Here is a 13,640-nt window from a genome sequence, read left to right on the forward strand (position 1 = left end):
ATGGCTGGTCAGGTGGGTGATGGATAATGGCGACACAGACCGAGAAGGTTTCTGTAAGGGAAGAGGAAATACCGCTCAAGACGATAAAGGCCATTAAGTTCTCAATACTTTCACCAGATATTATAAGGTCTTTATCAGTTATGGAGATAACCACATCGGAAACCTATGATGAAGCAGGTCGGCCAATGGTTGGCGGATTAATGGATAGAAGGCTCGGTGTAGTAGAGCCAGGCGCTAGATGTGAAACTTGTGGTAATCCGCCCGATAAATGCCCTGGTCATTTTGGTAGGATTGAATTAGCGAGACCAGTAATTCATGTTGAATATGCAAAATACGTTCATGATCTACTCCGGACAACATGTAGGGAATGTGGTAGGATATTATTGACGGATGAAGAGATTGAGAAGTATAGCAAGAGACTAGAGAGGTTGAGGGCCAGGTGGAAGTTACTTTCTGATAGACTTATTGAGAGAATTAGGAAGAAGGCCATGGAGAGGACCGTATGCCCACACTGCGGCGCTAAGCAATACAAGGTTAGGTTTGAGAGGCCGTATACGTTCTATGAGGAGAAGGAGAATGGTGTCTTGGAGAAACTTGATCCCATGAAGATTAGGGAGAGACTTGAGAAGATTCCAGATAGTGACCTAGTGTTGCTGGGTTGGGATCCGAAGTTTGCAAGGCCTGAATGGGCCATTTTAACCGTATTACCAGTGCCTCCACCACAGGTTAGGCCGTCAATACAATTAGAGACTGGTCAGAGGAGTGAGGATGATCTCACGCATAAGCTTGTTGATATTGTTAGGGTTAATGAGAAGCTGAGGACAGCAATTGAATCTGGTGCGCCAAGTAGTGTCGTTGATCAATTATGGGACCTACTGCAATATCATGTGGCTACTTATTTCAATAACGAATTACCAAACCTACCACCAGTTAAGCATAGAAGTGGAAGACCGCTTAAGACCCTGGCCCAGAGACTTAAGGGTAAGGAGGGTAGGTTCAGGGGAAGCCTATCTGGTAAGAGGGTTGACTTCTCATCAAGAACCGTGATTAGCCCAGACCCAAACCTAAGCATTAATGAGGTTGGTGTGCCAATCGATATTGCTAAGACATTAACCGTGCCCATGATGGTGACTGAATGGAATCTTGAGCTGGTCAGGCAACTGGTACTTAATGGCCCTGAGGTTTGGCCGGGTGCTAATTACGTGATTTATCCAGACGGTAGAAGGGTTGACCTTAGATACTTCAGAGACAGGCGTGAATTAGCCAATAAGTTAGCCCCTGGATTCGTCGTTGAGAGACATTTAATGAATGGTGATATAGTGCTATTCAATAGGCAGCCGAGTCTCCATAGGATGTCAATGATGGGTCACATTGTTAGAGTATTACCAGGCAGGACCTTTAGGCTTCACTTAGCTGTTTGTCCGCCATATAACGCGGACTTTGATGGAGATGAGATGAATCTGCACGTACCTCAGAATGAGGAGGCTAGGGCCGAGGCTAGAACACTAATGATTGTTCAGAACCACATAATAACGCCTAGGTACGGTGGGCCAATAATAGGTGCAAGGCAGGACTATATAACGGGCGGTTACCTACTGACTAGAAAGGATAATCTCATAAATAAGGAATTACTTACATACTTATTAGCTGCGGCTAATTATGATGGTGAAATTGATGAACCAGCGATAATGCATCCGAAGGAGCTTTGGACAGGTAAGCAAGTAATCTCAATGCTCCTACCTAAGGATTTGAATTGGGTTCAGCCGACGGCGATCAAGGAGAGTTGTAAGGAGCCATACAATTGCTATACTGATGAGTATATAATCATTGTTAATGGTTATATGGCCACTGGAGTCCTTGATAAGAAGTCAATTGGCGCTGAGCAAGTTGATTCGCTCTGGCACGTTGTAGTTAAGAGGTATGGTAATGACTATGCGAGGAGGTGGGTTGATTCAATACTAAGGGCATTACTCAGATTCCTAGATCTAAGAGGGTTCTCAATGGGTATTGATTCACTAGAAATGCCGAGAGAGAGTTATATGGAGCTTGAGAAATTGTATGAGGAAAGCGAAAGGAAGGTTCTTGATTATATACAGAAGTATAAGGAGGGTAGGCTTGAGGCCGAACCGGGTCTAACAATTGATGAGACTCTGGAGAATGATATTACTATAGAGTTAAGTCGTGTAAGGGAGGCAGCTGCTCGTGTTGCCGAGAGGTACATCAATAAGGATGGTGAGGCTTACATAATGGCAAAGACGGGCGCTAGGGGTAGCATTGTTAATATAACCCAAATGGTTGCAATGCTTGGGCAACAAACAATAAGGGGCGAACGTTTCAAGAGAGGGTTCGCTGGCAGGACGACTGCTCACTTTGAACCTGGTGATCTTGGTCCCATAGCCAAGGGCTTCGTTAGAAATAACTTTAAGACCGGGTTAACACCACTTGAGTTCTTCTTCCATGCAGCTGGTGGTAGGGATGGCCTAGTGGATACTGCCGTTAGGACAGCACAGAGTGGTTATATGCAAAGGAGGCTCATTAATGCGTTGCAGGATATCTACGTTACATATGATGGCACCGTTAGGAACGCCTCAGGCTCCATAATACAGACTAAGTATGCTGAGGATAGTATTGATGTTAGTAAGAGTGATCATGGTAGGCTTAACCTTGATGAAATATTTAGAAGGGCTGGTTTAAGTAGGTGATGAGGCATGGCTGAGGCAAAGAATCTGGTCTCCCAGGAGGAAGTGAGCAATGTATTAGCCCAATTAGCCAATGTATTGCCTCCGAAGATCATTGATGAATTGAAAAATAAATTATCAAGCATGGAAATAACTAGAGAGCAATTGGCTAATCTCATTAGGATCCTAATTAATGAGTATTATAAAATGTTAATCGATCCAGGCGAGGCGATCGGCATAGTCACTGCACAGTCAGTTGGTGAGCCAAGTACACAGATGATTCTTAGGTCATTCCACTTCGCAGGGCTTAGGGAGTTCTCAATGGCACTTGGTTTGCCAAGAATGATTGAGCTTGTTGATGCCAGGAGAAAGCCGTCAGTACCCATGATGACGATATACCTAGATGAAGAGCATAGGAATAATCCAAATAAGGCCCAGGAGGTTGCCTATAAGATTCAGCTAACAACGATAGAAAATGTCACCAAGAGTGTTGAGGTTGATTACATCAATTCGCAAATAACCATTGAGATTGATGAGAACGAACTTAGCCAGAGAGGTTTGAGTATGGAGGATGTTAGGAAGGTCGTTGAGAGAATTAAGGGTAAGGGTGCTAAAGTGGAGATTGAGGGTAGCGTAATAAGGATCACGCTTGAGGAGGCCGACATAATAAAGCTTAGGAGGATTAGGGATAAGGTAATGCAGACCAGACTTGCTGGGATTAAGAATGTGAAGAAGTCACTGGTTAGATACAGTGAGAGAGATGGTGAATGGATAATAGAGACTGAGGGCACTAACCTTGAGGCCGTTCTCACGATAGATGGTGTTGACTATAGGAGGACAATATCCAATGACATACATGAGGTTGCTGAGGTGTTGGGTGTTGAGGCAGCGAGGACAGTGATAATGAGAGAGTTAAAGAAGGTTCTTGATCAGCAAGGTCTGGATACGGATCTAAGGCATTTAATGCTTGTTTCAGACGTAATGACCTGGACAGGTAAGGTTAGGCAGGTTGGTAGGCATGGTGTAGTTGGTGAGAAGGAGAGCCCGTTAGCTAGGGCTGCCTTTGAGGTTACGGTTAAGAATCTGGTTGAGGCTTCGATTAAGGGTGAGTTGGAGAATTTCAGAGGTGTTGTTGAGAGTGTTCTTGCTGGTAAGTATATACCTATTGGTACTGGTATTGTTCAGTTGCTAATGGAATTTGAGTAAAATAATACTTAAGCCTATCGTTGGCATTAGGTTTAAATAGGGTTTTTTCAGGGCTGTCTTGAATGATTGATATTTCACGAGAACTACAAGTCGCGTTGAATACGGGTAAGGTGATGCTTGGTTATAGGGAATCACTTAAGGCAGTAATTGATGGATCAGCAAAGCTAGTAATACTTGCTTCAAATGCGCCTGCTGAGGTGATGAATACGGTACAGTACTATGCAAAAATGTCAAATGTGCCGGTGTACGTGTTTCAGGGATCAAGCTGGGACCTTGGTGCAGCCGTTAGAAAGCCCTTCAAGGTCTCAACAATAGCTATAATCGATCCAGGAGAAAGCAATATATTGGCTTTAGTAGCGCAACGTACTGGGTGATATTCATGCCGAGCATTAGATTAACAGAAGAGGAAATTAGATACGTGGCATTGTTTGAAAAGATAACTGGAATAACACCAAGGGATACTGTAATTGATAGCCAGTATAATAGGATAATATTCATAGTTGATAAGAACTTCGCACCACTGGCGGTTGGTAAAAATGGTATTAATATTAGAAAGCTAAAGGAATTGACTGGTAAGGATGTCGAGGTTGTTGAGTATGGAGAAACGCCTGAGGAGTTAATTAAGAACAGTCTATATCCAGCAAGGGTACTTTCAATAAAAATAACAAAGCTTCCTAACAATGGCAGTATTGCCATAGCCACAGTACATAATGAGGACAAGGCAATAGCAATAGGTAAGCAGGGAAGGAACATTAATAGGGCTAAACTACTGGCTAAGCGGTACTTCGATATTGATAAAATAAAGATAGTATCGCCGGAACAAAGCCAGTGACGTGAGGAAAAAGTAAATAAGCACTTAAATCAACGGTGATAGCAATGCCCGGTAAAAAATCACCGCTTGGCATGTTCGCTGCTAGGGGATTGAAGGAGAAGAGGAAGAGATTTAGGTGGAGTGACACGTACTATAAAAGGAGGATGCTTGGCATAGCCAAGAAGTTCGACCCGTTAGAGGGAGCACCAATGGCCAGGGGAATAGTTCTCGAGAAGGTTGGTGTGGAAGCAAGGAAACCAAATGCTGCCGTGAGGAAATGCGTCAGGGTCCAAATAACTAAGAATGGTAAGGTGGTCACGGCGTTCGTGCCTTGGGATGGTGGGTTGAACATAATAAATGAGCATGATGAGGTAATAATCGAAAGAATAGGCGGCCCTGAGGGTAGGGCTTATGGAGACCTGCCAGGTGTTAGGTTTAGGGTTATAATGGTTAATGGCGTTAGCTTAAAGGCTGTATTGCAGGGTAAGAAGCAGAAACCCGTTAGGTAATTTGACTTAAGATCTAGGACTAATTAATTTAATCCTCAGATCCCTGGTTATCATCATTACCTTGATTGTTATTACCTTCATGTTCCTCCTCATGTTCACCAACAGGCTTTATTGTTATTAATGGCTTATTAATAGCATTTGGGGGTCCTTCAGGGTTAGGCTTAACCGTGTAATAAACAGTTATTGATACTGTGTAATTACCTGGCGTTAAGTAAATGGTATACTTATCCCTATGCAGATTTAGTGCTACCGTTTGATTGCCAATGGTTATAACAGCAGTGAAATTACTAAATACATCATCTAGGTCCTCATGATGAAGCTCAACCTTGAAGTAGCCCGAGGAATTAACGTATAAATATGCCGTGGATTTAGCCATACCACTCATTCCTGGCGTCAGGTTACCGAGGTTTATGTAGGCAGCAACGGTGCTATACATAGGAGGTGGTGGTAGGATTAGGTGATAGCTTAAGTAGGCGAGTACGCCATTCATATTAGCTGCAACAGCCATTCCACTTAGACCTGTGAGAAACGCCAGCGCTATTAGTATCCAGGTCTTCATATTAAAAAGAGGAATTGATCGCTAATTAATAAAAGTTGCGCGACATAAGTATTTAAAGAGCAGTGTCTAGGTATGGTCAAGTGATGTAAAGGTTTCCGGCCTGATAAATTGATGACATCACCCCTTACTGACGACAACTCAACCCGCCTTATACTCCCTTAATTCATCACTAAATACTCTATCGAATACGTTGAATGCCTCATCATCATACAAGCAAATAATTATTCTCCTCACGTTCTTAAGGCCTGGCGACTCCCTCCTAATTGTTCGTACCATTACCCTCGCCGCATCCTCATATGGACATCCAAATATGCCTGTGCTAATTGCTGGGAAGGCGATGCTCGTTAGGTTAAGTTCCTCAGCCTTCCTAAGGGAGTTTGTGACTGCGTCATCGAGCTTCTCAATGGGTTCAATATCACATCTAGGACCAACGGCGTGTATCACGTACTTAGCCTTCAACCTACCCGCACTGGTCACAGCAACTCCACCCACAGGAACTGGACCATACTTCCTAACCCATTCCCTGGACTCCTCCTGTATTACCCAACCACCCTTCCTAACGATGGTTCCAGCAACGCCACCACCGTGCTCAAGGTACGAATTAGCAGCATTAACGATAGCATCAGCCTCAATCTCTGTTATATCACCTTTAATTAGTTCCACAGTAACTCCATTGGGAAATCTAAAGCTGGACATATGCAGTATTTAGCCTGATAAAGCGTCCTTATATGCATTAATGGTGTAAACTTTATAACTGGCTACCTACCCAGTTACTGGGTAGGTAGCCAGTGCTCTTTGATCCAAAGCCTAAGGAAAGAAGGGAGGATCTATTCGATCGAGATGATGAATTAAATAGGCTCAAGGCTGGGCTTAACTACCCGGTTATTTTATTGCTCGGTATAAGAAGGAGTGGTAAGTCGTCATTAGTTAAGGTGCTTATGAATGAGATGAAAGACGTGATATGGATATACCTTGACCTGAGGAAGTATGAGGGTTATACATACATAACCTATAAGTATCTATTGAGTGAATTTGAGAGGGCATTAAATACTTGGCCGAAATTCCTAAGGGAATTATTACGTGGAATTCGTGGAGTAGTTATCTCGGGATCTGGGTTTGAGGTTAGATTAAGTTGGGGTAGGGATAGAGTTGAGCTTGCTGATTTATTTGATAGGTTATCTAGTATTGGCGAGCGTGAAGGCCGTAGAGTTGTGATAGTGTTTGATGAGTCTCAGGAACTTAGGAAGCTTAAGGGGTTTAATATATTGTACCCGCTTGCTTATGCATATGATAATCTTAGATTAAGCTTCATATTTACTGGGTCTCAAATTGGCATGGTTTATAGATTTTTAAGACTTAAGGATCCGAACTCGCCATTGTTTGGGAGGGCTATGTTTGAGGTTCGTGTAAATCCATTTACGAGGGAACAATCAATTGAGTTCCTTAAGACCGGGTTTAGAGAGGTTGGTATTTCCGTAAATGATGGCGTACTTGAAAGCGTATATGATGAGTTAGGCGGCATACCTGGTTGGTTAACGTACTACGGCTTTAATTATCTGCAATTCAATAATCATGAGGAGGCAATAAAAAGAACACTGGAGTATGCTGTGCAACTTGTTAGGCAGGAATTTGAAAATTTCCTGAGGGGTAGGGAAGAGGCTAGGGAACGTTATTACGCCATAATGGGCCTATGCAAGAGTGGATGTAGATGGAGCGATGTCAAGAGAATACTGGAGGCTAGGGAGGGTTATCGCGTCGATGATAAGAAAATAACGGAGTTACTGCAGAACCTAGTGGATGCATCATTCCTGATTAAGGAGGGAGATATCTACAGGCCAAGTGATCCCTTGATAACTAAGGCATTTTAAATATCACTTATCCAAATAGAGGAACTTTACTGCGTTTTGGCGGTTTAGGTACGGCAGACCATAGGGCTCCCGATATGAACGCCAATATAAGCACTATTAGCAATGCATGTTCAAGAGCGCCGACTTCACCATAAATCGGCACGTAATATTGAGCCAGCAAACCCGTTATTAATGATCCAAGCACATTACCGCCGGTAACAGCGCCATTCCAAACAATTGATGTCGCCCAACTAACCTGCTCCCTTGGGAATAAGTCGCCAAGGACGGCCATTATCAGTGGGAAGTTGCTTAATACGAAGAGTATGGCGAAGAAGGCGAATACAAGGTTTCCCGTGTATATGAAGGCTATGAATAGTATTGCAAAGGCAAATGTGGAGAACGATGCCATGAATCTCCTACCAATCTTATCACTTAACCAGCCGAGTATTGGTTGGCCTATTATGGCTGAGGCGAGTAGTATTGATAGGATTTCTCCATAGCTTACGCTGAGCTTTACGCCGAGTACCTTATTTATGTATATACCTAGGAATGTCTGTATGCCCTGACCAGCCGTATTTCTTAGCAACGTTATTACAAATAGTAGTATTATTAGCATTATTGATACCCTAAGCATTGTTGATTTATTATTAGGTGGATCATCCTTATTATTGCCTCTCCTATATGCCTTGACATCGAACTTGTAAATACCGTATAGTAATACTGAGAGACCCACAATTAATGTTATGAATGCCAATACCCACAAATTATATGCAGCGCTTACAGAACCTGTGAATATAAGCACTGAACCTATCAATGGATAAAGGGCTCTGCCTAAGCTACCGAATGCACCATTTATGCCTAGTGCTGAGCCTGCCGTTCCTCCATATGTCGCGGATAGCAACGCGCTTCCAATTGGATGGTAGTAAGCCGCACCAACTCCCGCCAATACAACACCTATATAGACTAGGAATAGATCGTGTATTAGGAAGCCTATTGAGGATAATCCAATGGCGAATGCCCACAGGAACATTCCGAGTGCCATAGCCCTCATATGCCCACCAAGCCACTTAATACTCAGGGGCACCAATGGACTTGCTAATGCAGATATTGCCGCGTATAATGCCGATAATAATCCAATTACTGCATAATTAACACCAACCTGACTAAGTATTGGGAGTATTATACCGGGTATTAACCACATATTTCCATCATTAATGAAGTGTCCGATCGATGTTAGCCCAAGAATTGTTGCCCTATCTCTGCCCTTTCCTTCCTGCATCATTAACGTTTGGGTTACCCTAATGTCTTTTAAACCAATCGCGTTAAGTAATAAGTAATGAAATTAAGCCAACTAATCATTAATAATCGCGAAATACTCATAAACATGCTAGCATTAAGCCGCAGCTAATGGCAAAGGTAGTCTTCCTAATAATGAGCGATGACATAAAAATGGACCTCGCACTAACAATGGCAGCGAACACAGTGGGAACAAATAGGTACGAGGACTTCAAGGTTGTATTCTGGGGACCCGCCCAAGAGAGACTAATAAGACTTGAAGGACCTGCCAGAGACAACTTCGAGAAGTTACTAAGGGCTGGCGTAATCGATAGTGCATGCATTAATTACGCAAAGAACAAGAGGATAGACCAGGAATTAACGAAGATAGGTATTAAGCTGCATCCTGCTGGTGATAGGGTGGCATATTACATAAACAATGGGTATCAAGTGTTGGTATTTTAATTTTAAATTGAATACTAATTACCGAGATTTTATCAAACCCTCCTCAATCTCTCAACATTCTCCAGATTTACCATGCCTAATCTATTTCCATTTTGATCATAGCTATAGATCCTATTATCTTCTTCATCACGTACGAGCTTATGCTTACCACTGCATATTGGGTATGTATCACTTAAACCGCACATGCATATCCAAACTGATTCACCGTTGGGTGTTTTATATTGGTAGGGTCCCTTTGCCGTGTGAAGTATAATCCTCACGGTACTACGTGCGGATTACGTTATTAAAAAGGTTATTACTAAGTTCAGAAAAAAGTATGTATTGTCACCATTGAATAATAGCATAGTTAATACTAATTCTTTACTAATTATTAACGAAAATAGTGCGTCATTTAATGATTTCCCTAATTTCAGGGAGTTCCATTGGTGTCAAGTGTTGAGTTCTTAGGAAGGCTATCCTATTACCTAGGTTGCATGATTCAACTGGGTCCAGGTCTCGTATAATTCCAGTAATGTATGCTGCATTAAATGTGTCACCGGCGCCAATCGTAGTCACTATATTACCTGTGTCGTATGGCTTACACCACTTAATTTTACCATTACGTACTAGGGCGGCGCCTCTACTACCCAACTTCACTATAGCAATAATACCAGTACTACCTGTAAAATTAGTCAGATTTTCCAGGTCGCCGAACAATCTCTTCATTTCATCCTCATTCATGAAGACGGTATTTGATAATCCAATTAGGCTGATTATTAAGTCCCTATTATTAATGGCAGGTCCTACATCGAGAAACACCTGGACTGAGTGTTTATGAGCAGTTCTAATCGTCTCAATAAATGTATTAACGATGCCTACTGTGAATGAGGCATAAAAACCATTGATGTATATAGCCCTTGAATTCTTAATGATGTTCTCATCAATATCATCAACGGTTAATTCCCTGCCAACACCTAGGTATCCCATGAATGCATGTCCATTATTAGTAATGATATTATTGGATATTGTTACAAAACCATGCACCCTCTTTATAAAGCCTGTATGTATACCATTGTCGTTAAGGTATTTAATGAGAATATCTGAGAATGGGTCATCACCAACCTTATCAATAACAGCGACATTGAGGCCCAATTTACGGGTCACTAAGGCCGTTGTGCATGCACCGCCAGGCGATAACGCGATTATATCTGATACTGCAACATCACCTACCTTAATAGGTAATTCCCCAACCCTATAATAAATGTCCAATACGCAGTCAGAGAGAATGACTAAATCAAACTCATTGTTTCCCATGCTCCCACGCACCAATGCTAATTCCCCTGCCAGTCTCAACACCGATTAAGTACCAGGTGAGGGATGCTGCGAATCCAACACTAAATATTACGGCCGCCAATATTAAGTATGAACTTACTGGTAGGTAGGATGATAGGAATATCACGGGTATGGAACCGCCCAGTGATATAACCCTAACAATCGCAGTATAGGAACCCCTACGCCTAGTTACCCAATACTCAGATTTCAGTGTATCTTCAGTTAGGAAGTATGTATTTATGAGAATTGAGAATAGTATGAATAGTATCCAGAAGATGTATTGGGCGTTTATGAGACTCCTTATTAGTAGTAAAATAAGCATTGAGGTAATTAGGGATCCTATTGATGAGAGAAGTAACAATGACTTTCTGCTAATGGTATCAGCAAGCATACCTATGGCGATTCCTGAAATGAGTGATGATATTGAGAATGCAAAAATAAGCCAATTAGTGAGGTTTGGGAAGTAATACGGTCCAAAGGTCAGTACTAATAGTGTGAAGCCCGTTGTGTATGACCAGCCAATTAAACCGCCTATGGCTATCCTAGTTGTTAATGATGGTAACCTTATTGTGATATTACTATTTCTATTCTTTATTAGATCAAACCTGGAATTATCATAGGGTAATCTCCTTGCCCTAAGCCAGTATGGTGATTCAGGGATTAATGACCTAAGTAGATAGAGTATTGGTATTACTATGAGTATTGTTAATCCAAGTGCGAGCTTTTGAAGAATCATGGATGATATGTTGATTAAGACCAAGGCAGTTGCTAGGGCGCCACCAAGGTTAGTGAAGTTAAGTATTAGGTAAACAATCCTACTCCTGATTCCGCTTGGGAAGTACTCATGGGCTGAGATCATCACGGTATTATACTCACCACCAACTGCAAGCATTAATATTGCGAGGGAAATCAGTAAAATCACATAGTTAATACTGAATATCAACCCCATGGAGCCAATTATGTACATTATTAATGATATGTAAAGGCTCCTCTTCCTACCAATGGTATCTGAGAGAGGGCCCATCAAGGCGCCACCCAGTAACAACCAAAGTGGTGGCCATATTGATAGTAAGGCTATTAAAGGCCTTGGTACTGAGACCCAGTTTGAGGCAATATAGGCTATGGAATATATGTAAGCCTCAATCATAGTACTTATTGAAAACACAGTAAACACTAACGTATGAATTCTACTCCATTTCTCAGACTCAATCATCATAATAGGATAACTATCCTATTTATAAGCTATACCAAAACACCATTATTGGCTCTATCGAAAACATAGGCACAATATTTTATTACTCAACGATCAGATTCCGCAGATGATTGGCGGTTTAGTAAGATTTTTTGTGTACAGGAAGTTTTTTAGAAAGCATGGTGATGGAGGTCTGATATGTGAAAATTACCATGGCATAGTAAATATGTGGGTATTACATTGAGGATAATTGTGGAAAGTAAGACTAGGGAAATGCATGGGACAGGGCAGATAAAGAGTTTTATTGCATAGGTTCACCTACTCATCGTGAAGTTAAACCTTGATAGGAATTGGATTGATTTTACTATTGAGAGTGAGGATGATTTGTACGTCATTTACCTATTGATTGATCCTGGTGATATTATTTATGGCTGGACCGTTAGGGAATTTAGAGGTAGGGAAGGTTCCAGGGGTGAAAGGATTAGGATTTACGTTGGTCTTAAGGTTGAGAACCTGGAGTACCACGCTTTCAGAGGTACGCTTAGGGTTAGAGGTGTGCTTATTGAAATTCCCGAGTGGTTTGAGGGTGCCAAGGGTAGTCACCACACAATGGAGTTATCCTATGGAATTGAGTATAGATTAGTTAAGCCCAGCGATATTGATAGGGGATTCATTAATAAGGTCCTGGAGATGTTCAGTGGTGCATCAATAAGTGTATTGCTGGTTTCGGTCTCTATGGAGGAGGTTGCGGTTGCCCACATTCGTAGATTCGGTAGGGAGTTACTTGGGACAATACCAATACAAGGTGGTGGTAAGGAGGGTGAGGACTCCCTTGATAGGTTTAGGAGATCCCTTAGGAACGCACTTACTCAGGTTAAGCAGTGGGTACAGGTTAGGAGACCTACGCATATCGTGGTTGTTGGTAATCATATGACACTTTCAATGGCTAAGGACGTGATTAATGAGGAATTGGGTAAGTTGGGGATACAGGTTATTTATCATGAGCAGGGTGAGGGTGGTTTAGCCGGTATTTATGAGTTTGAGAGGGTTGGTGTTGATGTTCTTAGGAAGCTGAATATAAGTCTTGGACAGGAGTATGTGGATGAAGTATTTAGTAGGTTAGGTATGGGTAATGGACTGGTCGCTGTGGGCGTCGATGAGGTTAGGAAGGCGCTTGAGTTTGGTGCTGTGGAAACCCTGATTGTTCTTGATGAGACGTATAAGGAAAAAGGTTATGAAATGAGGAATTTAATTAGCATGGTATTAAGGACTAGGGCTAACCTAGTGATAATACCATCAAGTACTGAGAGCGGTGAGAGATTGAGGAGTATTGGTGGTATAACTGCGCTATTGAGGTTCCCTATTTCTTCTCAGACTTAGTTCCCTCAGTCTTTGTTGGTTCCTGGTTAATTATTTGCGTTATCTTATCATAAGCCTCTAGGATTAGCACCATTGATCTAACAAGCTCATTTATTCTATCAATGTCCTTGGTCTCCTTAAGCTCATTATTTATCATAACAAGTCTTTCATATAGCGTATTCCTAATGTCCATAAGGCCGTACCTAATCATGACCTCCTTTTCCTCAGCATCAGACCTGACAATTACCACGGGTCTATCACAATTAGCACAGTAATACTCACCAGTCTTCAACTTAAGCAATGGTGTTCCGCAGACTGGGCATGTATAACTCGTCAGCGTCGCCCCAGCCCTAATCAACTGAGCCATCTTCTTAGCAACCAAATCCCTACTACTAACATTCACGATGCCTAAACTAACACAACCTGCT

The 13,640-nt window shown here is 42.1% G+C and carries 15 protein-coding genes; 8 read left to right on the forward strand and 7 right to left on the reverse strand.

Annotated elements, in window-relative coordinates:
* The first annotated feature begins 26 nt into the window (after window positions 1-26).
* The 5 genes from rpoA1 to VMUT_RS10665 all read left to right on the forward strand — a co-directional run bounded on the left by rpoA1 (window position 27) and on the right by VMUT_RS10665 (window position 5,204).
* Entirely contained in the window at window positions 27-2,702 is a 2,676-nt protein-coding gene (rpoA1, locus tag VMUT_RS10645) for a DNA-directed RNA polymerase subunit A' (RefSeq protein ID WP_013605417.1), read from the forward strand.
* Between the two features lie 24 nt (window positions 2,703-2,726).
* Complete coding sequence (rpoA2, locus tag VMUT_RS10650) at window positions 2,727-3,884, forward strand: DNA-directed RNA polymerase subunit A'' (RefSeq protein ID WP_048057298.1); 1,158 nt, start codon at window positions 2,727-2,729, stop codon at window positions 3,882-3,884.
* 62 nt (window positions 3,885-3,946) lie between these two features.
* Entirely contained in the window at window positions 3,947-4,258 is a 312-nt protein-coding gene (locus VMUT_RS10655) for a 50S ribosomal protein L30e (RefSeq protein WP_013605419.1), read from the forward strand.
* Between the two features lie 5 nt (window positions 4,259-4,263).
* On the forward strand, window positions 4,264-4,716 hold the full coding sequence (locus tag VMUT_RS10660) for a NusA-like transcription termination signal-binding factor (RefSeq protein WP_013605420.1): 453 nt from the start codon (window positions 4,264-4,266) through the stop codon (window positions 4,714-4,716).
* 44 nt (window positions 4,717-4,760) lie between these two features.
* Window positions 4,761-5,204, forward strand: a complete 444-nt coding sequence (locus VMUT_RS10665; RefSeq protein WP_048057299.1) for a 30S ribosomal protein S12 — start codon at window positions 4,761-4,763, stop codon at window positions 5,202-5,204.
* Between the two features lie 28 nt (window positions 5,205-5,232).
* Here the strand turns inward: VMUT_RS10665 and VMUT_RS10670 are convergent, their stop codons facing one another.
* Both VMUT_RS10670 and VMUT_RS10675 read right to left on the reverse strand, forming a co-directional pair.
* Window positions 5,233-5,763 (reverse strand): hypothetical protein, encoded by a 531-nt coding sequence (locus VMUT_RS10670; RefSeq protein ID WP_013605422.1) that lies wholly within the window; start codon window positions 5,761-5,763, stop codon window positions 5,233-5,235.
* Between the two features lie 138 nt (window positions 5,764-5,901).
* Window positions 5,902-6,459 carry an ADP-ribose-binding protein gene (locus VMUT_RS10675; RefSeq protein WP_013605423.1) on the reverse strand — a complete coding sequence of 186 codons (558 nt, stop codon included), beginning with the start codon at window positions 6,457-6,459 and terminating at the stop codon, window positions 5,902-5,904.
* A 92-nt stretch (window positions 6,460-6,551) separates the two neighbouring features.
* Between VMUT_RS10675 and VMUT_RS10680 the strand changes: the two genes are divergently transcribed.
* Complete coding sequence (locus VMUT_RS10680) at window positions 6,552-7,631, forward strand: AAA family ATPase (protein ID WP_013605424.1); 1,080 nt, start codon at window positions 6,552-6,554, stop codon at window positions 7,629-7,631.
* A 7-nt stretch (window positions 7,632-7,638) separates the two neighbouring features.
* On the opposite strand, the gene VMUT_RS10685 is transcribed toward VMUT_RS10680, so the two are convergent.
* Window positions 7,639-8,892: an MFS transporter gene (locus VMUT_RS10685; protein WP_013605425.1), complete on the reverse strand. Its 1,254-nt coding sequence runs from the start codon at window positions 8,890-8,892 to the stop codon at window positions 7,639-7,641.
* Window positions 8,893-9,017: 125 nt separating this feature from the next.
* Between VMUT_RS10685 and VMUT_RS10690 the strand changes: the two genes are divergently transcribed.
* Window positions 9,018-9,350 (forward strand): hypothetical protein, encoded by a 333-nt coding sequence (locus tag VMUT_RS10690; RefSeq protein ID WP_013605426.1) that lies wholly within the window; start codon window positions 9,018-9,020, stop codon window positions 9,348-9,350.
* A 32-nt stretch (window positions 9,351-9,382) separates the two neighbouring features.
* Here VMUT_RS10690 and VMUT_RS10695 read toward each other — a convergent pair whose 3' ends face one another.
* The 3 genes from VMUT_RS10695 to VMUT_RS10705 form a co-directional block, all read right to left on the reverse strand.
* Window positions 9,383-9,610, reverse strand: coding sequence for a CDGSH iron-sulfur domain-containing protein (locus VMUT_RS10695; protein WP_048057042.1), 228 nt, complete (start codon window positions 9,608-9,610; stop codon window positions 9,383-9,385).
* Between the two features lie 127 nt (window positions 9,611-9,737).
* A complete protein-coding gene (locus VMUT_RS10700; protein WP_237699652.1) occupies window positions 9,738-10,682 on the reverse strand; it encodes a carbohydrate kinase family protein in 945 nt (314 codons plus the stop codon).
* Complete coding sequence (locus VMUT_RS10705) at window positions 10,630-11,877, reverse strand: MFS transporter (RefSeq protein WP_237699653.1); 1,248 nt, start codon at window positions 11,875-11,877, stop codon at window positions 10,630-10,632. The genes VMUT_RS10700 and VMUT_RS10705 overlap by 53 nt, the downstream gene beginning before the upstream one ends.
* A 303-nt stretch (window positions 11,878-12,180) precedes the next feature.
* Between VMUT_RS10705 and VMUT_RS10710 the strand changes: the two genes are divergently transcribed.
* Entirely contained in the window at window positions 12,181-13,233 is a 1,053-nt protein-coding gene (locus VMUT_RS10710) for a pelota family protein (protein WP_013605430.1), read from the forward strand.
* Here VMUT_RS10710 and VMUT_RS10715 read toward each other — a convergent pair.
* Window positions 13,214-13,615, reverse strand: coding sequence for an Sjogren's syndrome/scleroderma autoantigen 1 family protein (locus VMUT_RS10715; protein ID WP_013605431.1), 402 nt, complete (start codon window positions 13,613-13,615; stop codon window positions 13,214-13,216). The two genes, VMUT_RS10710 and VMUT_RS10715, sit on opposite strands and share 20 nt — an antisense overlap.
* Window positions 13,616-13,640: the final 25 nt, after the last annotated feature.

This window comes from Vulcanisaeta moutnovskia 768-28, assembly GCF_000190315.1.
Classification (GTDB): domain Archaea; phylum Thermoproteota; class Thermoprotei; order Thermoproteales; family Thermocladiaceae; genus Vulcanisaeta; species Vulcanisaeta moutnovskia.

Coding starts and splice junctions, on each gene's coding strand:
- rpoA1 (WP_013605417.1), top strand. CDS start 27: ATGGCGACACAGACCGAGAAGGTTTCTGTAAGGGAAGAGGAAATACCG.
- VMUT_RS10655 (WP_013605419.1), top strand. CDS start 3,947: ATGATTGATATTTCACGAGAACTACAAGTCGCGTTGAATACGGGTAAG.
- VMUT_RS10660 (WP_013605420.1), top strand. CDS start 4,264: ATGCCGAGCATTAGATTAACAGAAGAGGAAATTAGATACGTGGCATTG.
- VMUT_RS10670 (WP_013605422.1), bottom strand. CDS start 5,763: ATGAAGACCTGGATACTAATAGCGCTGGCGTTTCTCACAGGTCTAAGT.
- VMUT_RS10665 (WP_048057299.1), top strand. CDS start 4,761: ATGCCCGGTAAAAAATCACCGCTTGGCATGTTCGCTGCTAGGGGATTG.
- VMUT_RS10675 (WP_013605423.1), bottom strand. CDS start 6,459: ATGTCCAGCTTTAGATTTCCCAATGGAGTTACTGTGGAACTAATTAAA.
- VMUT_RS10705 (WP_237699653.1), bottom strand. CDS start 11,877: ATGATGATTGAGTCTGAGAAATGGAGTAGAATTCATACGTTAGTGTTT.
- VMUT_RS10685 (WP_013605425.1), bottom strand. CDS start 8,892: ATGATGCAGGAAGGAAAGGGCAGAGATAGGGCAACAATTCTTGGGCTA.
- VMUT_RS10690 (WP_013605426.1), top strand. CDS start 9,018: ATGGCAAAGGTAGTCTTCCTAATAATGAGCGATGACATAAAAATGGAC.